Genomic DNA, 20,891 nt, shown 5'->3' with positions numbered 1-20,891 from the left:
TGCGTCGAATTGCCGTCTACCGAGCACCATTCGACGCCCCCAGCGGAATATCCGTCGTCTTGGCGTCCGAGATCGGGTACGCACGGTTCTCGCTCAGCCGGTATTCCCGCTCCTGGGTGACCACCCGCAGGTATGCGACGTCGGCACCCGCAGGCACATGCCTGCCGATCTCGTCGCGCAGCATCGCACGCGACCGGCTGTCGATCTCGGATTGCGACGCGATCGCGTCGATCACGAACGAGCCTTGATTCCAGCTGTCGGAGAACAACTCGTCGGCGTCGAGTGGAACCGACGATCCATCCGCGAGTACCGCGGCGAGCGTCTCGGTGCGTCCGGACAGCGTGCCGTCGGCGCCGGGCACGGTTTTGAACGGTGGTTGCGTCAACGCGGGGTACGGCTCGGACGACGTGAACGTGTACCACGCGGCCTGCACCGGCAGCGCGAGCACGATCAGTGCAAGCACCGCCCAACCCCAGAGCGCAGATTTCCGTGGTGCGCCCTCGGTGACTTCTTCGGTTACGCCGGGCGTTTCACCCTTCTCCGCCTGTGTCATGTGCGTACCGCCGTCAGTTCCGCGTTGTCATCCACCGGTCGCAGCACGGTCGCGACGGTGAGCGCGGCCACACAGCCGACGGTGTAGTACATCTCCGGGCCCGTCAGGTATGTCCCGGCTTGACCCGCGATCAACCAGGTCGCGATCGAGATGAACAGGAACCGAGCGTAATAGTTGCCGCCCTTGATGAGCCGCCAGCAGTCCCGGAAGACGAACGCGAAGTAGGCGATCATCCCGGCCGCCAACACGATTCCTCCGGCAGCCAGCAGCTGCAGCGTGATGTTGTGCGCCTCGGTGACGTGTCGGATCCCGGCACCGAAGATCGGATATGTCATCCAGTCGTTGAGCGCCTGCTGGAAGAGGGTCAACCGGGCTTCGTTCGCGCGTTCGGCGCCGCCGGCACCCTCACCGGTGAATCTCAGGATGTCGGCCTGCTTGTCGGCCAGCACGGTGAAGAGCAGAACCGCCCCGACCCCCACCATGCCCACGAACGCCGTTGCGACCACCCGAAGTGCCGCACGCCTGTTCGGCAGGCACATGGCTGCCGCCAGGACGCACAACGGCGCGAGTCCCTGGGCGCTGCGGGATCCGGTGGCGAGCAGCCCGCAGACCATGATCACGAGCGCCAGGCCCGGTATCCACTTCTGTCGCATCTTGCTCAGGAAGTAGATGAGGAACGGCAGCGAGATCAGAATGGTGTAGCCGAGGTTGTTCGGGTGATCGGACAGCCCGGAGAACCGTCGGTCGGACCAGCTGTAAGTGATTGCCGCATAATCGAGTTCGGTTCTCACGTGCGTGAGCCCGATGAGGTCGGTGAAGGCCACGACGCAGGACACCGTGACGCCGGCAGCGTAGGCACCCATCACCCATTCCACGACTCTCGGTTCGATCCTCGACGCTGCGATGACCGCGATGGGGACGATGTAGATCGCCGCCAGCCACAGCATCGCCTTGCCGAAGCTCTCCGGGTGGTACTGCTGAACCTGCAGCCGCAACACTCGCCAGAAGTACGGTGGCGGGTCGATCTGACGTACCAGCACGCATATCGGAATCACCACGGCGGGGATGAACATCCATGCCGGAATGGTGAAACCCCGTCTGCCGATGATCACCAGTGGCAGCAGGGTGAGCAGTGAGAGTCCGACGAAGAAGTCGCCGAACGAAACCGGCCCGGCGAGATTCAAGATCGCCATGGTGGACGTGAACGCCGCAAGAAGCAGCGGCGCGATGGCGAGACGGACCAACAGCGGCGAGAGCGGTACCGGTTGCTTCGCCTCCTGCGGTGCCGGCGCCTCCGCCGGCTCGAGTGTCGTCGTCATCTCGCCGCCCTATCCGCAGCTCGGCTTCACGCCGGCCTGTACGAACTTGTCGACGAGCCGCTGGGCGTATTCCCGGTAACCTTCACGGTTCGGGTTCGTATGGTCGGGGCTCCACATCGCCGGATTCGTCAGCCAACGTTCGGCGACCGGATCGATGTAGGGCACACCCACGTTGTGCGCAGCAGCAGCGATGGCACCGGATACTCGGGCGGATTCCTCGGGCGGGATGGTCGGATCCGGCGGCGCCACGGGGCCGATGACGATGAACTCCGCATCGCCCGCCTTCGCCTTCACGGCGCGGAACGTCTCGGCCGCCGCCTCGGTGATCGCCTCCGATCTCGCAGCGCGGTCATTGATTCCGCCCTGCACCAGGATGATCTGAGGGTTGCCCGCCATGACGGCGTCGACACGATCGCCATACCGGAGCTTTCCGATATCTGCGGCCGCGGTGGTGTAGCCCGTGCCGCCCTGCGCGCCGATCCCGCGCGGCCGCGACGCCGGCAACACCGTCCAGCACATCGAATCCGCGACGAGCTGAACCCAGCCGGTCTGCCAGTCGGCACCGGCACCCGACGAGAACGAATCGCCCAGCACCGCAAGCGCCGGGCGTTCCGGCGGCGGCGGTGGCTCGAGTTGAACACGCGCCGGCGGCGATGTTTCGACCCGATTGCCGGCACTCGCCCACGCCACCCCGCCGGCGAGCGCCACCACCCCGATGACGATGAGCAAGCCCGCGAGCCAGCGGCCGCGCAGAGAACCAGAAGTCATTTGAAGCGTCCCCCAAAGTACCGCTCGAAAATCGATGCGTGGCCTAAAGATACAACCTGATCTGGGCCCTTGTCGGGTGTGAATCAGGCCGTGCAATACCAGCAACCGCATGCAAACACCCCGATATCGCGCTCACCGGCATATTGCTTCTCCGTACGGCGCACTGGCTACGAATGACAGTTTGTCGGCCACATTTCCACGCCGCCTGGTTCCCGGCCCAGCAGAACGGGTTTCGCGCCCACGAAGGCCCCGTTCGACGGCAACGCCGCAGTTGATGGCACCGTTTTGGAGGCCACTCCTCGGCCAGCACGACAGCACAGGAGGCTGTATCGTCATTGCCGGGAAAGTGCATTCACGGACAATCACAGTGTCTGAAGTGGGAAATCCCGGGGGAGACGACAAGAAATGCTCAATAACGTTGCGGGCCCGACTCCGCGCAACATTCTTACGGTTCTCGCAAAAGGGTGGGTCCTAATACTGGGCACTGCCATTGTTTTCGGACTCGGCGGGCTCGGAATCTCGATGCTGCAGAAGCCCGTCTACGAAGCGAGTACAACGCTGTTCATCACGTCGGGCGGTACCGTCAGCCCGACCGCCTACGACACCGTCAAGGCATCCCAGGAACGCGTCGGAAGCTACGCACAGCTTCTCTACTCGGATGCGATCCTCGCGCCCGCAGTGGAATCGGCAGGCTTGGACTGGTCGCTCGAACAAGCACGCCAGGCGGTCGGCGTTGACATCAACCCGCAGGTGGTGTTGATGACCATCTACGGCCGCGACAACAATCCCGAAGTGGCCCAACGGTTCACGGCCGCGATCGCCGACTCCATGATCAAGGCGGTGTCCACCCTCGAGGTGCCCGGCAGCGGCTACGAGCCGACCGGCAAGCTCACGGTGGTGACGCCTGCGACGGTCGCGAGCACACCGGTGGTACCCACCACCCAGGTCAACGTGATCGTAGCGGCGATGATCGGCCTTGTTGTCGGTGCGCTTCTGGTCCTGGCACGAGAAGCCAGAAACAAGAAGATCCGCAACGTCACCGATGCGGAGATCGCGCTTGGATCGCAACCACTGGCGATCGTGCCGGGTGACGACGAGCTCCAGGACGGGCGTCTCGTCGACCTGGACGGCGAGCCCACCGCCGCCGTCACGGCCTTCCGCGGCTTGCGCTCACAGCTGATGCTGGCACTGCACGACAAGCCGAATCCCATTGTGGCGGTGACGAGTGCACGAGCCGGCGAGGGCAAGACGACCGTTGCGGTCAACGTCGGGGCGACGCTGGCCAAGGGCGACAGCTCGGTTGTCGTCGTCGATACGAACATCGACGACCCCCAGGTCGACCAACGGGTCGGCGCCACCGAACATCCCGGCCTGACCGATGTGCTGCACGGCCGGGTTCCGCTCGGTGAGGCGGTTCAGCGTGGCGTCACCGGTCTGCAGACACTGGCCGTGCTCGGGGCGGGTCAGAAAGATGTCGACCACCCCGACGACCTGTTCGTGTCAACGGCCTTCAGCGCACTGATCCGTGAGCTGGCAGAGCAGTTCGACTACGTGATCGTCGACTCCCCCGCATTGCTGGCAAATGCCGGCACCGACGCCATCGTCGGCCTGGCCGACGGCGTCGTCGTCGTGGTTCGTCCGAGCATTTCGTCCACCGCCGATCTCGCCGAATGCCGCAAGCGGTTGACAGCGGTCCGGGCGAAGCTGCTCGGTTTCGTCTTCGGGGAATCCCAGACCGTCAGCAGCGGCCGCGCACCCATCAAGGTGAACGCGCACTGAGGATTTAGTTCGACACCGGCCCGGCCAGCTGGTCCTTGATCAACGACACAATCTTGTCGGCAAGGACCTGCTGGCCGGCGTCGTTCGGATGGACGCCGTCGGCCTGGATGAGGTCCGGGCGGCTTACCAGCCAACCCTGTTCGAGCGGATCGACGAAGGTAGCGCCGGCCCGACGCGCCTGTTCGCACACCACATCACGTACCTGCACGATTTCCTGCGGCGCGGGGGCGCTCGGCCACACCGGGCCGATCACCAGGAGCCGTGCGTGCGGTGCCCGTTGTATCGACTGCTGCAGCGCCTCGTGTACAGCCGTTGCGAGTACATCGGGATCGGTGCCACGGTCATTGCGGGTACCCCAGAAGACCACCAGTTGGTCGTCTCCGGTCACGGTGCCCGCGACGCGTTGGACGAAGGTTGTGCCTTTCTTGCCTGGCGTGACATAGCCCGATCCGCCCTCGCCGCCCACGTGCGCGTCGACCTTGATGCCCTCGGCAGCCAGGCGCTGCCACACCAGGCCGGGCCACGGTTTGGCGCCGGCACCGCTCGTGTACGAGTCTCCAATCACCGCCACCCCCTTGACATCCGGGGCAACAGGATTCTGCTGAGCGCCGGCGAGCGGCCCGGACGAATAGTCACCAGCAGTGCAGCGAGCAGTGGGAGTGACAGCGTCCGCGCTACACGCGCCGACCGGAAGCAACACTGCGGCGGCGACCCCCAGCAGCGCGAGACGTACTGGCCGGCGCTGGGCCGAACGCCGGTTCAACGGTGTCTGCGACTCAGGCACACTTCCGGCGCCCGAATCCGCGGTACTGCCAACCCGCGTTCACCCACGCCTGGGGGTCGAGGCAATTCCTGCCGTCGATCACCCGGGGATGACGTACGACCGACGCCAGCCGCGTGGGATCCAGCTCACGGAACTCGGACCACTCGGTGAGCACCAGCACGACATCGGCACGGTCACACGCATCCTTGGCCGACGTCGCATAGTCCAGCGTGGGAAACAGCTTGCGGGAGTTGTCCATAGCCTTCGGGTCGTACACGAGCACCGAGGCGCCCTGCAATTGCAGCTGCCCTGCCACATTGAGCGCGGGCGAGTCACGCACGTCATCGGAATTCGGCTTGAACGCCGCACCGAGCACGGCTACCCGGGCACCCAGCAGCGAACCACATACGTTGCGGGTCATCTCGACGATCTGCGTCCGCCTGCGCATGTTGACGTTGTCGACCTCGCGCAAAAAGGTCAGCGCCTGATCGGCGCCGAGCTCCCCCGCCCGCGCCATGAAGGCACGAATGTCCTTGGGCAGGCAGCCGCCACCGAATCCCAGCCCGGCGTTCAGGAACGCACGGCCGATGCGATGGTCGTAACCGATCGCGTCGGCAAGCTCCACCACATCGGCCCCAGCCGCCTCACACACCTCAGCGACTGCGTTGATGAACGAGATCTTGGTGGCCAGAAAGGCATTCGCCGAGGTCTTGACGAGCTCGGCGGTGGCCAGGTCCGTCGTGATGAACGGCACGCCGTTCTCGAGCAGTTGAGCGTAGATCTCCCGCGCAACCGTCTCGGCACGGCCGTCGCCGTCGGCGTAGGTGCCAAGAACGAGGCGATCGGGCTCCAAGGTGTCCTTGATCGCATAACCCTCGCGCAGGAATTCCGGGTTCCACGCCAATTCAAGGTCTTCGCCGGCCGGCGACAGTTCCTGCGCGAGCCGCCGGAACCGCTCGGCTGTTCCGACCGGGACCGTGGACTTCCCGAAGATGACCGCAGGCCGGTCGATCATCGGTGCGAGCGTTCGCACCACGCTGTCGATCGCCGATACGTCTGCGCTGAACTCGCCGCGCTTCTGCGGCGTACCGACTGCGATGAAGAACGCGTCGGCGAATGCGGCAGCTTCGGCGTTCGACGAGGTGAACTGCAACCGGCCCGATGCCAGCATGTCCTGTGTCAGTTCGTCCAGACCGGGTTCATAGAACGGCATCTCCCCCGAGCGCAGCTTGGCCAGCTTCGCCTCGTCCACATCGACACCGAGCACGTCGTGCCCCAGGCTGGCCATGCAGGCCGCGTGGGTCGCACCCAGATAGCCCGTGCCAAGTACCGCAATTCTCATATGCCCCTGCCCCCCACGAATCCCCTGTGGCGTCCCGGCCTCACCGCACGAACGCCCTGTCGAAGCCGAGCCGACGACGTGTCACACACTACCGGCTCCGGCCCTTCTCCACATGTCGGAGAGATGCGTTAACCGCCAGCCGCACAACCATTTCCAACACATCCGCGTGATGCGCCAAGTTTGGCAAACATGCCGTCGTTGACCATGCCGGCAAGCGCGCGGCACACTTCGTCACACCTGGGAATCTTGCGAGATTCCCCGCAGTGCCCGCTGGAACCCGTCCGCCATCGCGCTCGATGAGTACGTGTTCTGCACCTGGCGGACGATCGCTTCGTGGTCCCAGGCCTCCGGTTTGGTGTAGACCTCGACCAGCTTGTCCGCCAGCGATTCGACACTGCCGGCCGTGAAGTACAAACCCGTGACGTCGTTCAGCAGTTCGACCTCGGGAGCGTGCGGCTCGTCATCGGCCACGACCATGGGCACTCCGAAACCCAGGCTTTGCGTCAGACTCAGCCCGACATAGCCCGGCGACGCGGAAACCACTGCGGTCGAATAGAACTCGCGCAGACGCTCCAGATCCGAGACGTGTCCCGGGAAGATCACGTCGGCACCGATACCGAGTTCGCCCGAGAGCTCCTCGAGCCGGCCGCGAAGCGAGCCGTCGCCGACGATGCGCAACCGCGCGTCCGCGGGCAGGCGGTCGCGCGCATGCGCGAAGGCACGCACCAACAGTTCCGGCTTCTTCGCGGGCTCGAGGCGGCCGACGTAGATGGTGTCCGTGCGCGGGGTCGTCGGGTCCCACCCCAGATCGGACGCCCGGTAGAGACCGTTCGAGGCCACCCAGACATCGGTGCCGGGATCCTCGGTGCGTACCAGCTCAGCGTCGGTCCACGTGTAACTGATCACGCCATCGGCAAAGCGGCGCATCGCGCGGCGAATCGGCACCGTTCTGGCCGAGGCGCCCGCCCTCGGAAGGATGTGGCCCCACACCAGCGTCCGGGTGCGCTTGACCTTGCTGATCAACAGGACGAGACACGCCGTGAGGGAGCGGGGGTTCAGGTCGACGACGACCACGTCCAGCCCGTCGAGATATCTGAGTGCGCCTGGCTGCCAAAGGATTCGACGGCCAAGCCAGTGACGGTTGCGCAGTTTCACAACACCGGCAAATTCCGCGCTGCGAACTGTCGGATCGCTGTACACGTCACCGCCCACCAGAACTAGCTCGTCGCCGTTCTCGGCGAAGGCGTCGCGCAGTTCGCTGAGAAAGTTGCGTCGGTAGTCTGGAAAACCCGCGGTGATCACGGCCGCACGAATCATCCGACGCGCCAACCGTTGTCCAGGCCGTGCCCGACCGACGAGCTCCGATCAACGGCATCTGCCGTCATAGCTCCCCCTGTTTGCCGCTCATGACTGATCTTTGGAAAGCAGCGTTATCCATGCGGCATAACGTATGCCCCCGCCGCTTCCGCAGACTCTACCGTCAGTTTTCGGAAAGCGCTGGGGCCGCGGGCATGTAGCGCCGACGGCCGGGGCGGCATGTCGCCGAACCCGCGTCCACGCAGCACGAGTGCCATGATGGGGTCATGCCGAATCTGGACCGGCGCAGTGTGCTGCGCCTGGGTGTCACCGGCGCTGTCGGTGCATACGCGATGAACGCCCTTGGGATTCCGGGCGCAAGCGCCGAGAGTTCGGCAGAGGCCGGATCGACAGTCAACGTTGTGGAACATGGAGTGTCCAACACCGGAGCAGACGACGTCCGCGCGGCGATCCAGGCCGTGGTGAAGGAGTTCGGCGGGCAACACCCCATACGCTTTCCCAAGGGCCGCTACCGGATCGGCGAGAGCGGCCAGTCCGGATCGAACCGCATCGTGCTGCCCTCCGGCACCCGAATCGAATGCGATCCCGGAGCGGTGTTCGAAGTCAACGCCGTCGACGCGCAGCGCGGCACCGCGGTCTTCTATGCGAGCGGAACCGAAGGCTCCAAGCGCGCTCTGACCGTCCCGCAACCGGAGGGCAGCCAGTTCATCACGTTGCCACCCGAATTTCGCGACGCGTTCAAGACCGGCGACCTGATCGGCCTCGAATCGACACGTCAAGCCGTCGAGATCGTCGGCTACCGCGATCCCGGTCTGGGCATCGGTTTCTGCCGCGAGATCCGGCAGGTCAGCACCGTCGAGGGGGACGTCGTCCACGTGGACACCCCGCTCGAATACACCTACCTGCCAGAGGACAACGCGCGCTTCTTCCGGGTCACGCCCGTCACCGACATCGTGTTGACAGGCCTGCGGTTCGAATCCGGCCCGGGTGTCAGACCGGGCGTCAGCCACACCTACGCGATCAAGCTCGAGAAATCGCTGGGCGTGCAGCTACGGGATATCGAACTCCACAACATGACCGGCGGGGTGATCTTGCTCGACGCGTACCACGCGGGCGTCGACGGCTTGCTGGCCGACGGCCTGCCGAGCGTCGAGAACTCGTACGGGTACGGGCTCGCCGCGGCGGGGTCGACCACACATCTGGTGGCCAATCACCTGAGCGGCCAAGGCACTCGGCACATCTTCACGACGTTGGCCGATGAACGCCCCGGCAAGGAGTACTGGGGCGGCCCGATGCACGTCGAGGTGAACGACTCGACCGGCACGGGCGGGTCCGACAGTTACTCGGTATTCGACACCCATGAGTTCGGCAGACACATCCACTTCAACAATTGCACCGCCCTCGGTGGCGGCCCGAAAGTCTGCGGCTACCAGATGCGTGCCCAACATGTCGTGTTGAACAACTGTCGCGCCGAGGGCAACGGTTTGCACGCCGTCTCACTCAAGAGCACGTCGGCCAATGTCGTGATCGAAGGCGGTGAGTTCGCGAAAGCCGGTTACGCCGGGGTGAATGTCCGTGGCAGGGACCATCGCATCGACGGCGCGCGCGTTGCGAACAGCGGCCAATCCGGCACTGCCAGCGGTGGAATCGACTACGCGGGTTCGGTCGACGTGCACATCAAGGGCTGCCAGCTCGTCGACAACTTCGACCGCGGCCTCAAAGACTCCGGTATCGATCCCTCGGTGCGGGCTTTCATCGAGGACTGTGTCGCACTGCCGAGCGCAACGCAGACCATGTCGATCTTTCGCGCCAACGACACCACCACACTCAAGGATTGCGAGTTCGGGCCGTAGCTCGCGCCGTGTTCAAACGGTCGCCAGCACGTCGAACGTCAGTCCTTGATTCAATGCCGCCCGCAGGGGCTCGGCGGGGATGACGTCGGGAAAGTACGTCGCGGTCAGCTGCAGTTCGTCGCCCACGGTGACGAGCGCGATGGTCAATTGGTTGCGGGCCCCTGGCGGCAATGCCACCGCCGTGATGCGGTCACGACTGTCACTGCGGTACTGGAACTTTCGCAGGGAAGGCAGCCGGGACACGTCCGAGAATGTGACCTCGATGTTGCCGTCACGCCCGTCGGCAACACCAGGGCCGAGTGCACGCGCCGGTGGGCGCAGTGCCCTCATCGCACACACCGCAAGCGTTCTCGTGGCTGGATAACTGGAGTGTGCGCCGGTCGCGCGTGTGACGCTCGAGCCGAAGTCGGCAAGTGTCTGGCCGCGCGGCGTCACCGCTTGGGCGACCATCGAGAGGTTCGCCAGCGTGGCCTCCCCGGGACGCAGATACCGGCGCAGGTCGGTCAGCAGGCCGGTCGTCGGGGCCAGGTGCGCACCGCAATCCTCAAGGCATTGCGCGAGACTTCTGCGGAGCGCGTAGAACACCAACGTGGCGACGGAGGTACCGCGATACCGACGGTCGCGTAGTTCCCGCACCGCGGGCAGGAAGCCGGGCTGGCTCCGGATAAAGATCGTCGAGTATCCCGACGACGGTGACACGGACGGCACTCCCCCACTCCGGCCAGCTGTTTCGCTCGCAGCACGGCGGGTTTTCGCCGCGTTCAACTCGTGGGTGACGTCACGGGCGATGCCTACCGGGCCGGCCGCGAGCATTCGGTAAGCCACCCGGGCAAGCGGTCTTGTGACGTTCAGATCTTGTTGCGGCGGAAGATATCCTGACGGCAACGGAGCACCTGGCCGGGTGAGAGCGGCAGCGATCTCGGCGATCGCGTGAGCGTCCCCGATCCCGTGGTCGATACACAGGGCCAGGTGACCGGCTATGTTGCCGGCAACGATCGGCTGGTCGACGGTCCGGCTCGCCAACTGTGTCATCGTGGCGTCGACGTCGGTCGGATCGAGGTCGATGTCGCCGGCGACGACCGACCGCGGCAATCGGGGTTCGAACCGCCAATCCCGCCGGTCACGTTGCGGCTGTAAACCGACGCGGTTTGCCGGGCCGCCCTCGGCGATCCGCGACAGTACCGCGTGATAGGAACCGGCATCGGCCGGCGTGGGGCCGATCAGTACCCATACCCGCGCACCGGCGAATTCCATGTCAAGCGGCCCAACTCGAACTCGACCGTGCCGGATCTTCACTGCAGTCCCCCGCCCCCTCGATTGCTGCGAAGCAATCCGGCTTCGTATCGTAGCAACTTCCAGGCGATGGGTCGCCGAAAACCCGCTGCCCCTGGCGAACACACCGCGCCGCAGTCTGTTTGACTGGCGGACAGGGTGGGAATGTGCCAAGGTCGAGGCGTATTCATAGGTACGGGGCGCTCAGGGGGAGCAAAGCTATTTTGGCGACGACAGCGTATCGAATCCAGCCGAAATATGTCTGTGCGCATGAGCGCTCAGCATTTGCGGTATCGCCATGTGTCGGCTCTACGGCAAAGTAGCCATGCGCGCGCATCGGCAGGGCGAAGGCACCGGGTGGGTTCGTCGCGCACCCGGCCCGACGCCGTCCGGCTCGTCGGTGCCGCCGGGGACGCTCATCAACAACCGTTGGAGTGCAACGATATTGACCGATCTACCCGAGCACCGGGACGCGGGCCACGCCGTGGCCGCACGGGGTACCGGCCGACTCGGTCAGGCCGCGGTTCCGGCGCCTGCCGGTAGCCACCGCGTGATTTCGGGCAACGATGCCGTGCGGCAGGAAGATTCGCTCACTGCGCGCCGCGAGGTCCAGTGGGCTCATCCGGGTAAGCGTTCCCGTTGGTGAGGATCCTGCATATTGTCGCTCTGGTAACTCCCGACGGAGCGTACGGCGGCCCGGTACGGGTCGCCATGAACCAGACTGCGGCCCTCCATCAACGCGGCCACACCGTCAAGGTGGCCGCGGCAGCGTCGGGCTTTCCGCACCGGCCGACGCAGCTCGGCTCGGTGCCCGCGGAACTGTTCGCGTCGATGGGCTCGGTCCCGGGTCTGGGTTTCGCCTCGACGTGGGCGCCGAGGATGCGATCGTGGATCAACGCCAACGCCTCCCAGTTCGACATCGCCCACGTCCATCTCGGCCGAGACCTCGTGACACTGCCCGCCGCGCTTCAACTGCGGCGCCTGCGGATTCCCTACGTTTGTCAGACGCACGGCATGATCCGTGCGCGAAGCCATCGCCTGGCCCCCGTCATAGATCGGGTGTGGACGAACAAACTGCTCAGGGACGCCGCTGAGATTCTCTGTCTGGACGAACGCGAGCACGCCGACCTCATCGAGATCGTCGGCCCGGACTGCAACTATGAACTCCTGCCCAACGGTGTCCCACCGGCATCCGACTACGCCGCTGCCCGCAACGGCCGAAGCGATGACATCCCGGAGGTGCTGTTCCTGTCGCGCCTGCACAAGCGCAAGCATCCCGAGGTCTTCGCCGAAGCGGCCCTGGACATGTTGCGCAGCGGCATGAAGGCCCGATTCGCCATCGTCGGCATCAACCAGGGCGCCGAAACAGCCGTCGACCGCGTCATCGACGTCGCGCGCGAAGAAGGTTTCGGCGAGAACCTGTTGGTCCGCGAACCGGGGTTACCGCCGGAAGACGTCAACGAACGCCTCAGCCGCGCGTCGGTCTACGTTCTCCCCGCCGAACGGGAACCGTTCGGCCTCACCGTCGCCGAGGCGCTCTCGGTGGGGACACCCGTCGTGATTCGAGACGACGGCGGCCTCGCGAATTTCGTTCGGCGCCACAATTGCGGGCTCTGCGTGAGCGGCACGGCCGAGTCGATCCACGAGGCGGTCAGCTACCTGCTCGCGAATCCGACCGAAGCCGAGGAGATGGGTCAGCGCGGCGCCGCGGCTGTCAAGGCCGAGTTGAGCAGTGACAGCGTCGCCGCCCGACTGGAGTCGATATACCAGGGTCTGGACGTGTGATGACCCGCCCCGCCGACGGATCAGCGGCGCTGTGGACGACCATCGACCAGCTGCTGTCGAGCACCAGCAACGCACTGCTGTTGTTCGTTCTGGCGCAGGTGGCGACCGTGTCCGAATTCGGCGTGGTGTCTTTGCAGATTGCCATCGTGATGGCCTGGATCGGATTCAACCGAGGCGCGGTGGGAACCCCGGTTCTACTGGTCAGCAATCTGTCGAAGCGGGAAATACTGGCCGAAGGCGGCTACGCGACCGCGTTCTCGATCCTCTCGGGCACCGCTGCGGTCATGGCGATCCTCGCCGTCGGATGGGCCGCGGGCGATGTCGCGATGGCGGTTGCTCTCGGGGTCGTCATCCCGGTCGTGCTGGCGCAGGACGTCGCTCGATACCCGGCGATCGCATCTGGACGTCCACTCGTCGCCGTCGTGGCCGATGCCGCATGGGCACTCGGGATGGCGGGGTTGTTCGCCGCCAACATCGCGGGCGCAGGCGTATCCGTCGAGACCGCGATTCTGCTCTGGGGCGCGCTCGGTCTGCTCTCGGCCACTGTGCTAGTGGCCGGCACGCCGATCAGGCCACACCTCGATCGGATCGGCTCGTGGTGGAAGATGTACTCACCGGCCCGAATTCGGTTCGGCGCCACCTACGCGACGGTCGCGCTGTCAACCGCTGCCACGGCGGGGTTGGTGACCGTGATCGCCGGTGCCGACGTCGCGGGTGGATTGCGTGGGGCCAGCAGTCTGTTCGGCCCCATCATGATGCTCATCATGGCAGTGCCCATGGTGTTCGTCCCGCACGTACGCCGAACCTCGGCCTCGCCGCGCGCGCAGTGGCGGCTTCTGGTGAAGACCTCGTCGATCACCTCGACACTGGCCATCGCAGCCACGGCACTCGTGATGGCCGTGCCCACTCCCGGTGGGTGGATACTCGGCCAGACGTGGGAATCGGCCATCACCGCCGTGCCGTTCATCGGCCTGGAGTGCGCCGCCAACTGCTGGATCGTCGGCCTCTACTCGTGGCTGCAGGCACAAGGCATGGGACGCAAGCTGTTCCAGCTGCGGGCTCTGCACGTGTCCCTGCAGCTGGGCGCGGCCGCGGTGGCGGCTTTGGCCGTCGGCACGCTCGTCGCCGTGGCGTCCGCGCTGGCGGTGTCGTGCTGGCTGATGGCGCTCATCGGCCTGGTGGTCGTCGGCCGCGCCAGCCGGCGGCAACCCACCACTCGGCCGGCACCGCAAGCGCCGTCACAGAATTCGGTTGCGCACGATCCCGCAAGGCCGTGGCCGACCATCGACGTCCTCGACGACGAGTTGGTCCGGACCGCGGCCAGGACTAGGTGACGGACGCGCGCCGCGCAAGGTTGTCTTCCACTTCCTGTTGCCAGAGCTCGAAGGCGTGTGTGGTGTCGACCTCCAGTTCGAACCGGTCGGTCATGTCGGGCGTGACGTCGGCGAGGTCGACGTAGAACTGCTCATACCACCTGCGATGCTGATACACCGCGCCGTCTTCCTCGGTCAGCAGCGGATTGTCGATGCGGGTCTTGTGTTTCCAGATCTCGACGTCTTCGAGGAAGCCGTCACCGAACGAACGGCCCATCGCCGCAGCGAGTTTGGCGGCCTTCTCGGCGGGCAGACCCGGCATCTGCTGCACGGCAACGCCCCACTGCAGTACGAACGAGTCGTGCGTGACCGGGTAGTGGCAGTTGATCAGCGCGACCTCGACGGTGAAGCCGGGACCGAGGTCGTTGTGTAGCCAGTTGATCATGTAGGCGGGGCCGAAATACGTTGCCTCGGAACGAAGATACGTGCCGTCCCACAGCCTGTCCGGATTGGCCGTGTAGTCGGGCCGCGGTTTGGACTCCATGTACTGGCTGGCGGTGTGACCCTCGATCACGTTCTTGAAGTACGTCGGGTAAGCGTGGTGGATGTAGAAGAAGTGGGCCATGTCGACGTTGTTGTCGACGATCTCACGGCAGTGCGAACCCTCGATGAGAATCGAATTCCATTGCCACGGTGACCATATGTCTTCGGCGTAACCCTCGATGGTCGGCGGGATGAGCTCCGGTGGCGGCGTGGAACCCTCCGGGTCGTGCCACACCAGCAGCTGACCGTTGACCTCGTGCGTCGGCCATTTCCGGGTGCGGGCCAGGCGCGGGGTGCGCTTGGCATAGGGTACGAGTTTGCATTTCCCGTCGCTGCCCCAGCGCCAGTCGTGGAACGGGCAGGCCAGGTTGTCGTCCTTGATGGATCCGCGAGACAGGTCGCCACCCATGTGTCTGCAGTACGCATCGAGTATGTGCAGCGCCCCGGCCGAATCCGCGTACACCACGAGCTTGGTCCCGAACGCTTCAATGCCGTGGGGCTGCCCGTCACGGAAGTCATCGGCCAGACCGAGGCAATGCCAGCCGCGGGCGAATCGGGTCATCGCCGTGCCCGCGTCGATCTCCCGGATATCGCTCATCGGCATTCCTTTCCTCGAGCGCGCCCCGGCGGCACCCCACCATTTAAGCGCAGATGCTTAAAAATGTGAAGACCCGGCTCGTATCATTGCTGTCCGTGACCCGTGGATCCCGCGCGAAGGCCGAGCTGCTCGACGCGGCCGAGCGGCTCATCGCCGAGCACGGATACGACGTGCCGCTGCGTGAGATCGCCCTTGCCGCAGGGCAACGCAACAACTCCGCGGTCAACTACCACTTCCGCAATCGGCAAGAGCTCGTCGACGCGGTCGTGGCCCGCCGGCTGCTACCGATGGAGATCGAGCGGGAACAGATGTTGAGCGAGCTCGGCGACCGCGATAGCGCCGATGTCCACGCATTGCTACGAGTCCTGGTGCTACCGCTGGTGAACGTCGAGGCAACGCATTACGCACGGTTTCTCGACGTCGTGCGCCCCCGATTGCCCGCTGAACCGCAGCGTGCCGGCGAGTCGGCGTGGCCGCGGGTGCTCGACGCGCTGTCGCACGCCGTGCCGACGTCCGACCGCCGGCTTCAGCATCGCCGGGTCAGTGCGGTCGCGACCGCGATGTTCGCGCTCATCGCCGAACGCGAGCGCCAGTCCCAGGATGCCGACCGAACTCCCGAGGATCCCGAGGAGATCGTGGGGATGCTCGCGGCCATGTTGACCGCACCCCTCATCGCGCCAGCATGTCCTTCACCGCGAGGTGGCTGAACAACATGCTGGTGCCGATCGGGTTTCCGCCACCCGGATAAGCGGTTCCGCTCGGCGCGGCCATGGTGTTGCCCGCCGCGTACAGCCCGTCGATCACCGTGCCCGACGTGTCGAGCACCCGGGCGGCCGTGTCGGTGCGCAATCCGCCTTTGGTGCCGAGATCGGAGATCCCGAACGCGGCGGCATGGAACGGCGCCTTCTCGATGGCGACGAGCGGTGAGGCGCCGCCCGAGAACGCCCGATCGTAGGCCTCGTCACCGCGGCCGAACTCCGCGTCGACGCCGGTGGCGGCGAATTCGTTGAACCTGGACACGGTCTCGTGCAGATTGTCGGCGGGAACGCCGATCTTGGCCGCGAGCTCGGCGAGGGTGTCGGCGCTGTGCCACACGCCGGCATCGACATAGCGCTGCGGCTCCACCATCGAGACGTTGGTGGCCTTGACGGGCGGGACCAGGCCGTCACGATCGTCGTAGATCATCCAGTACGGCAGCGTCATCGAGCCGTCGGCGAGCCGCGGCAGGATCGCGCGGCCGATCCGGTCGTAGGCGGCCGACTCGTTGACGAAGCGTTGCCCGTTCTGGTCGACGAAGATGCCGCCGGTGAACCACAGGGCGAACGCCGACCGCCCGTCCGGGTGGGTGAGGCCCGGCGACCACCAGGCTTGGTCCATGAGGTCGACGTCGGCGCCAATGGCGATCGCGGCCTCGTGCGCCTTCCCCAGGTTGCCCCACGGCCCCATCGTGTCTGCGACATCGCCGGGCACGCCATAGCGTTGCCGCATCGCCGCATTGCCTTCGAACCCACCGGTCGCCAGCAGCACGCCACGGCGCGCCTGGATGGTCCTGCGGCGCCCCTTCGACTCGACGACGGCACCGGTGACCCGGGCGCCGTCACGCACGAGTTCGACCACGGCGGTGTCGAGTTGCAGCGAGGCGTCGGGGTACTGCTCGATGGCTTTGAGGAACCGGGCGATCAAGGCCCGCCCACCGACGAAGTAGTCGCCGGGTTGTTCGGCGCCGAGCCGGTCGGCGTCCAGCGGGCCGCGCACGAGCTCCCGCAGATGTGGAGCCTTGGCCACCGCCAGCGGCCGCGCGGCGATATGGCGCTGCCCGTCGGCACGGGCCTTGGGCGCCTTGCCGAAATAGTCCGGCCACGGTAGCGCGGAGAATTTGAGGTTGGCGTCGGCCTCCAGGTATTCGATGAGCGGGGCGCCGCCGCGCACGTAGGTGTCCTGCAACTCGCGTGGCGTCCGGTCGCCCACCACGGCGTGGTAGTACTCGAGCGCGTCGTCGATGGTGTCGTCGGCACCGGCCCGCAGCAGAACGGGGTTGCAGGGGAACCACATCCCGCCGCCGCCGGAATACGCTGTGGTGCCGCCGAATTTGTCGGTCGCCTCGACAAGGACGACGTTCAGCCCTTCGCGTGCCGCGGTGTAGGCGCCGGTGACGCCACCACCGCCCGAGCCGGCGACCAGCACGTCACATACTTCATCCCAGTTCATTTGGCCCACGTCATCACGTAGCGCTGCCTCCCATGGTGGGCGAACTCCTCGTCCAACGAACGCTTCTCATCGTCATCCATCGCCCGATACACCGGGGCCCCACGTCCCACCCACCGGTACACGAGGTCGTCGGTATGCCAACGCTGTTGCTGCAGTTCGCGTTTGAGCACCTTGTTGGACCCGGTGACCGGCAAGTTGCGTGATACCCGCAGGAACCGCGGCACTCCCTTGGCGCCGAGATCGTCTTGGGCGGCCAGGTACGCGGCGAACACACCGGCGTCGAAGCCGTCCGGGTCGGCGACCTCGATCGCCGCCATCACCTGGTCCCCCGACCGGGGATCGGGAACGGCATACACACCGGCCGCGATCACGGCGGGGTGGCGGCGCAGCACGCGCTCGATCGTCAACGCCGAGGTGTTCTCGCCGTCCACCCGGATCCAGTCACCGCGCCGGCCGGCGAAGTAGATGAATCCGTCGGCGTCGAGGTAGCCCAGATCACCGGTCCAGTACCAGCCATGGCGGATCCGTTCGGCGTTGGCCTCGTCGTTGTTGTAGTAGCCCTCGAAGGTGCGGGTTCCGAACTTGTCGACGATCTCCCCGACCGCATCGTCGGGGTTGAGCACCCGGCCATGCTCGTCGAAAACCGCTGGCGCACAGTCACGCAACGTATCCGGATCCACGATCGCGACACCGGCGTGGGCCGGCCGCCCCAATGCTCCGGCCGGTGCGTCCGGCGCCAGCGCCACCGCGCCACCGCCCTCGCTCGACCCGTACCCCTCGTACAGTTCGGCGCCGAACCGGCGGCGGAACTCGGCCTGATCCTCTGGGGAGGCCTCGGTGCCGAATCCACGCTCGAGCGGATTGTCCGCATCGTCTGGCCGCTCCGGGGTGGCCATCAGGTAAGCGAGCGCCTTGCCCACGTAGGTGAAGAACGTCGCGCCGAAGTACCGCACGTCGTCCAGGAATCCCGAAGCCGAGAACGACGGGGTCAGACACACCGTCGCGCCGACCGACAGGGCCGGTGCCCACAGCGCCATGATCGCGTTGCCGTGGAACAGCGGCATGCAGCAGTACTCGACGTCCTGTCGGCGATGACCGAACTTCTCGGTGGCGGCGTGCGCGATCCGGGCCAGCCGGCCCTGACTGCACTTGACCGCCTTCGACGTACCCGTCGTCCCGGACGTGAACAGGAGCAGCATCAGGGTGTCCGCGCCGATCCCGGACGCGAGCATCGGCGCACCCCGGTGCGCGTCGAGCAGCGACACATACTCGGGCGAGTCGACCACCAGGAACCGGTCCGCGGCGAGCCCGAGGTCGAGGTCGCGCAGCCGGGCAGCGCCCGCGGTGTCGGTGACGATCAATTGGCAATCGGCATGGCGGATTTCGGCTGTCAGCTCGCCCGCGCCCCGGGTCGGGTTGATACCGACCACGGTCGCGCCGACGAGTGCGGCACCGCCCAGCCAGAACACGAAGTCCGGGACGTTCTCCAACAGCACGCCGATGTGGAAGGGGCCGTCGCGGCGCAGCGATCGGGCCAACGCGCCACGGGCCGCCGACTCGTGCACCACCGCGTCCCACGTCCAGTCCTGCCCGCGCGTGCGCAGACCCAGCCGCTCGTCACCGACCCGGTCGAGCAGCATCTCGGCGATTGAATCGGTCATCGGGCGGTGGCGTGCACGAGGTCGATATAGGCCTGCGGCAGTTGCTCGCGAGACAACTTGGTCACACTCACCACCCCAGGACAGTACGAGTCTTCACCCAGCACCAAACCATCCGCGTCGATCGGCCACAACAGCAATTGACGAAACACCACAAGATAATCACCGGTCTCGTCGTCGACTGGAACCCCGATCGCGGCCGCCGCGGCACCGGGATATATCTGCTTGAGAAAGCCTTCGGTGACCAGGCAGTGATCGTCGACGACGAGCCGGGTTATCTCGAACTCCAGAATGTTGGTGCGGCCCGCGACGAAAGCCTCGTAATAACGACGTACACCCGGCTTGGTCTTGGGCCCGATGTCCTCGGTGCCTGAACTCCAGAAGTGTTATTCGGGCGCGGGTGCCAGGGTGGCCATCAACCGACCCAGGTCGGGCACGGCCTCGGCCTTCATGTGTTCGATGACGGTGCTCAGGACCACCCGGTGCCGCTCGTTTGTCGTTGCGGCCAGCCGCTTTTCGAGCGGTTGCCACGTGCGGGTGGGATCGATGACGGCCATGGCGGCCTCCCTGTCTGTGCATTGGTTCGGGCTGCACGGCAATCGTCACCGAATGCCGTCGCCGGATCACCCGCCGCGCGTCGCGCGATGGCGCCGATCGAGCCGACGCCTGTCGGGTCATTCGGTGAGCTCGGCCGACGACAGCGCGATGCGCCGAACCATGAGAACCAAGGTGGCCAGGAAGCGGTCCATTGGATCGTCGAGGTCCCAGTCCATTTGATCCGACAGGTGCGCGAGGCGGGCCGCGACTGTGCTGTGGTGCACGTGGAGTTCGGCGGCAGTGCGCCGCAGTGAGCCGAACACGAAGAACGCCTCTGCCGTCTGCACTTCGAGCGCCCCGGCCGGAGTGGCAGCGATCTCGTTGATCCGGGCGACATCCCGGTTACCCCGCACTCCGTCGAGCGGTAGCTCGGCCAGCAGTTCCAGCGCGCTCAGCCGCTCGTATGCCACGGCGCGTCTGCCGTAGCCGGTCGAGGATGCGAACCGCAGGGCCCGCAACGCCTGCTGCCACGACGCCGGAGCGGCGAACACATTGCAGCCCGACCCGATGCCGACCCAGGGACCCCGGTCGGCCTGCGCGGCCATCGGCGCCGGGAACGCGGCGACGATCTCGGCTTCCAGCCCGTCGGCGAGTTCGCGGGTGTCGCACCCGCCCTGGCACACCACGGCGGTGGTGTTGCCGATGCGCGCGGTACGGATCGATTGGCCGGGAAGTTGCGTGGCGATGATCTGCAATGCCTCGGGCGGCGACGTCGCCGACACCGCGAGCACCCGTACCGGTCGGTTCTCGTCGAGGCCGAGCAGCCGGATGGCGCGAGCCCGCTCTTCCCGCTGAGCCGTGGGCGACAGCGCCACCTCGAGCAACGCGGGATCGTCGATCCGCAACGAAAACGCCGCGTCGGAGAGCATCGTCCCGGCGCGCAGGGCATGCCGAAGCCGATCGAGCAGTACCCGGTCCAGCGGCGTCGCATCACCCCGGCGATCCAGCCAGACCTCGGGTTCGTCGAATACCGCCACTGCCGCGGCCTCGCAGCCTCGCACCGACCCGCCCGCCGGGCCGCAGCGAACTACCGAACCGGACGCCCACCGCGCGCCGACGCCGCATCCGGCGACGGCGGCGGCCACCTCGATGACCCGCTCTGAGCTGGCGCGTGATTCGACCAGTTCGTCGAACACCGCGGCGATCCGCAGCACCGAGTCGGCGTCGAACGCGAGCTCCGAGATGCGTATCAGACCCGCGCCCACCGGCTGAGACTAGTCGGA

The 20,891-nt window shown here is 66.2% G+C and carries 17 protein-coding genes and 1 pseudogene; 5 read left to right on the top strand and 13 right to left on the bottom strand.

Annotation, left to right across the window (positions count from 1 at the left end; genetic code table 11):
* Nucleotides 1-16: 16 nt before the first annotated feature.
* Genes AWC31_RS26815 through AWC31_RS26805 form a run of 3 tightly spaced genes read right to left on the bottom strand, consistent with a single transcriptional unit; the run spans nucleotide 17 to nucleotide 2,640 of the window.
* Nucleotides 17-553, bottom strand: a complete 537-nt coding sequence (locus AWC31_RS26815) for a hypothetical protein (RefSeq protein WP_085147086.1) — start codon at nucleotides 551-553, stop codon at nucleotides 17-19.
* Nucleotides 550-1,872 (bottom strand): O-antigen ligase family protein, encoded by a 1,323-nt coding sequence (locus AWC31_RS26810; protein ID WP_085147084.1) that lies wholly within the window; start codon nucleotides 1,870-1,872, stop codon nucleotides 550-552. Before AWC31_RS26810 ends, AWC31_RS26815 begins: the two co-directional genes overlap by 4 nt.
* A gap of 9 nt (nucleotides 1,873-1,881) precedes the next feature.
* Nucleotides 1,882-2,640 (bottom strand): SGNH/GDSL hydrolase family protein, encoded by a 759-nt coding sequence (locus AWC31_RS26805; RefSeq protein ID WP_165766062.1) that lies wholly within the window; start codon nucleotides 2,638-2,640, stop codon nucleotides 1,882-1,884.
* A gap of 405 nt (nucleotides 2,641-3,045) precedes the next feature.
* Here AWC31_RS26805 and AWC31_RS26800 point away from each other — a divergent pair, with 405 nt between their 5' ends.
* Nucleotides 3,046-4,419 (top strand): tyrosine-protein kinase domain-containing protein, encoded by a 1,374-nt coding sequence (locus AWC31_RS26800; protein WP_085147080.1) that lies wholly within the window; start codon nucleotides 3,046-3,048, stop codon nucleotides 4,417-4,419.
* A gap of 4 nt (nucleotides 4,420-4,423) precedes the next feature.
* Here AWC31_RS26800 and AWC31_RS26795 read toward each other — a convergent pair whose 3' ends face one another.
* The 3 genes from AWC31_RS26795 to AWC31_RS26785 form a co-directional block, all read right to left on the bottom strand.
* On the bottom strand, nucleotides 4,424-4,984 hold the full coding sequence (locus AWC31_RS26795) for an SGNH/GDSL hydrolase family protein (RefSeq protein ID WP_165766061.1): 561 nt from the start codon (nucleotides 4,982-4,984) through the stop codon (nucleotides 4,424-4,426).
* 211 nt (nucleotides 4,985-5,195) lie between these two features.
* Nucleotides 5,196-6,524 (bottom strand): UDP-glucose dehydrogenase family protein, encoded by a 1,329-nt coding sequence (locus AWC31_RS26790; protein ID WP_067843463.1) that lies wholly within the window; start codon nucleotides 6,522-6,524, stop codon nucleotides 5,196-5,198.
* 231 nt (nucleotides 6,525-6,755) lie between these two features.
* On the bottom strand, nucleotides 6,756-7,841 hold the full coding sequence (locus AWC31_RS26785) for a glycosyltransferase (RefSeq protein ID WP_085147076.1): 1,086 nt from the start codon (nucleotides 7,839-7,841) through the stop codon (nucleotides 6,756-6,758).
* 266 nt (nucleotides 7,842-8,107) lie between these two features.
* Between AWC31_RS26785 and AWC31_RS26780 the strand changes: the two genes are divergently transcribed.
* A complete protein-coding gene (locus AWC31_RS26780; RefSeq protein WP_085147074.1) occupies nucleotides 8,108-9,694 on the top strand; it encodes a right-handed parallel beta-helix repeat-containing protein in 1,587 nt (528 codons plus the stop codon).
* Nucleotides 9,695-9,706: 12 nt separating this feature from the next.
* Here AWC31_RS26780 and AWC31_RS26775 read toward each other — a convergent pair whose 3' ends face one another.
* A complete protein-coding gene (locus AWC31_RS26775) occupies nucleotides 9,707-10,948 on the bottom strand; it encodes a hypothetical protein (protein ID WP_085147072.1) in 1,242 nt (413 codons plus the stop codon).
* A gap of 472 nt (nucleotides 10,949-11,420) precedes the next feature.
* Nucleotides 11,421-11,588, bottom strand: a complete 168-nt coding sequence (locus AWC31_RS37545) for a hypothetical protein (RefSeq protein WP_165766060.1) — start codon at nucleotides 11,586-11,588, stop codon at nucleotides 11,421-11,423.
* 20 nt (nucleotides 11,589-11,608) lie between these two features.
* On the opposite strand from AWC31_RS37545, the gene AWC31_RS26765 reads away from it, so the two are divergent.
* Nucleotides 11,609-12,751, top strand: a complete 1,143-nt coding sequence (locus AWC31_RS26765) for a glycosyltransferase (protein ID WP_264051906.1) — start codon at nucleotides 11,609-11,611, stop codon at nucleotides 12,749-12,751.
* Nucleotides 12,751-14,085, top strand: coding sequence for an MATE family efflux transporter (locus AWC31_RS26760; RefSeq protein WP_085147066.1), 1,335 nt, complete (start codon nucleotides 12,751-12,753; stop codon nucleotides 14,083-14,085). Before AWC31_RS26765 ends, AWC31_RS26760 begins: the two co-directional genes overlap by 1 nt.
* Here the strand turns inward: AWC31_RS26760 and AWC31_RS26755 are convergent.
* Nucleotides 14,078-15,205: a 3-ketosteroid-9-alpha-monooxygenase, oxygenase component gene (locus AWC31_RS26755; RefSeq protein ID WP_085147358.1), complete on the bottom strand. Its 1,128-nt coding sequence runs from the start codon at nucleotides 15,203-15,205 to the stop codon at nucleotides 14,078-14,080. The genes AWC31_RS26760 and AWC31_RS26755 overlap by 8 nt on opposite strands.
* Before the next feature lie 95 nt (nucleotides 15,206-15,300).
* Here AWC31_RS26755 and AWC31_RS26750 point away from each other — a divergent pair, with 95 nt between their 5' ends.
* Nucleotides 15,301-15,912: a TetR/AcrR family transcriptional regulator gene (locus tag AWC31_RS26750; RefSeq protein WP_085147357.1), complete on the top strand. Its 612-nt coding sequence runs from the start codon at nucleotides 15,301-15,303 to the stop codon at nucleotides 15,910-15,912.
* Here AWC31_RS26750 and AWC31_RS26745 read toward each other — a convergent pair.
* The 4 genes and pseudogenes from AWC31_RS26745 to AWC31_RS26730 form a co-directional block, all read right to left on the bottom strand.
* Nucleotides 15,875-17,413 carry an FAD-binding protein gene (locus AWC31_RS26745; protein ID WP_085147064.1) on the bottom strand — a complete coding sequence of 513 codons (1,539 nt, stop codon included), beginning with the start codon at nucleotides 17,411-17,413 and terminating at the stop codon, nucleotides 15,875-15,877. The genes AWC31_RS26750 and AWC31_RS26745 overlap by 38 nt on opposite strands.
* Nucleotides 17,410-19,074 (bottom strand): steroid-22-oyl-CoA synthetase, encoded by a 1,665-nt coding sequence (gene casI, locus AWC31_RS26740; protein ID WP_085147062.1) that lies wholly within the window; start codon nucleotides 19,072-19,074, stop codon nucleotides 17,410-17,412. The genes AWC31_RS26745 and casI overlap by 4 nt, the downstream gene beginning before the upstream one ends.
* Nucleotides 19,071-19,628, bottom strand: a pseudogene (locus AWC31_RS26735) (nuclear transport factor 2 family protein). Before AWC31_RS26735 ends, casI begins: the two are co-directional and overlap by 4 nt.
* Nucleotides 19,629-19,745: 117 nt before the next feature.
* The gene (locus AWC31_RS26730) at nucleotides 19,746-20,873 is read right to left on the bottom strand and encodes a PucR family transcriptional regulator (RefSeq protein ID WP_234817004.1); all 1,128 of its coding nucleotides are present in this window, start codon (nucleotides 20,871-20,873) and stop codon (nucleotides 19,746-19,748) included.
* Nucleotides 20,874-20,891: the final 18 nt, after the last annotated feature.

This window comes from Mycolicibacterium wolinskyi (assembly GCF_002101965.1).
Classification (GTDB): domain Bacteria; phylum Actinomycetota; class Actinomycetes; order Mycobacteriales; family Mycobacteriaceae; genus Mycobacterium; species Mycobacterium wolinskyi.
The sequence above is the reverse complement of the archived record's forward strand: the minus strand, read 5'-3'. Positions and strand labels throughout refer to the sequence as shown.

Bases quoted from the DNA above. Each gene is read 5' to 3' on its own strand.
- AWC31_RS26815 (WP_085147086.1), bottom strand. From the start codon at position 553: ATGACACAGGCGGAGAAGGGTGAAACGCCCGGCGTAACCGAAGAAGTC.
- AWC31_RS26810 (WP_085147084.1), bottom strand. From the start codon at position 1,872: ATGACGACGACACTCGAGCCGGCGGAGGCGCCGGCACCGCAGGAGGCG.
- AWC31_RS26805 (WP_165766062.1), bottom strand. From the start codon at position 2,640: ATGACTTCTGGTTCTCTGCGCGGCCGCTGGCTCGCGGGCTTGCTCATC.
- AWC31_RS26800 (WP_085147080.1), top strand. From the start codon at position 3,046: ATGCTCAATAACGTTGCGGGCCCGACTCCGCGCAACATTCTTACGGTT.
- AWC31_RS26790 (WP_067843463.1), bottom strand. From the start codon at position 6,524: ATGAGAATTGCGGTACTTGGCACGGGCTATCTGGGTGCGACCCACGCG.
- AWC31_RS26785 (WP_085147076.1), bottom strand. From the start codon at position 7,841: ATGATTCGTGCGGCCGTGATCACCGCGGGTTTTCCAGACTACCGACGC.
- AWC31_RS26780 (WP_085147074.1), top strand. From the start codon at position 8,108: ATGCCGAATCTGGACCGGCGCAGTGTGCTGCGCCTGGGTGTCACCGGC.
- AWC31_RS26775 (WP_085147072.1), bottom strand. From the start codon at position 10,948: ATGGAATTCGCCGGTGCGCGGGTATGGGTACTGATCGGCCCCACGCCG.
- AWC31_RS37545 (WP_165766060.1), bottom strand. From the start codon at position 11,588: ATGAGCCCACTGGACCTCGCGGCGCGCAGTGAGCGAATCTTCCTGCCG.
- AWC31_RS26760 (WP_085147066.1), top strand. From the start codon at position 12,751: ATGACCCGCCCCGCCGACGGATCAGCGGCGCTGTGGACGACCATCGAC.
- AWC31_RS26755 (WP_085147358.1), bottom strand. From the start codon at position 15,205: ATGAGCGATATCCGGGAGATCGACGCGGGCACGGCGATGACCCGATTC.
- AWC31_RS26745 (WP_085147064.1), bottom strand. From the start codon at position 17,413: ATGAACTGGGATGAAGTATGTGACGTGCTGGTCGCCGGCTCGGGCGGT.
- casI (WP_085147062.1), bottom strand. From the start codon at position 19,074: ATGACCGATTCAATCGCCGAGATGCTGCTCGACCGGGTCGGTGACGAG.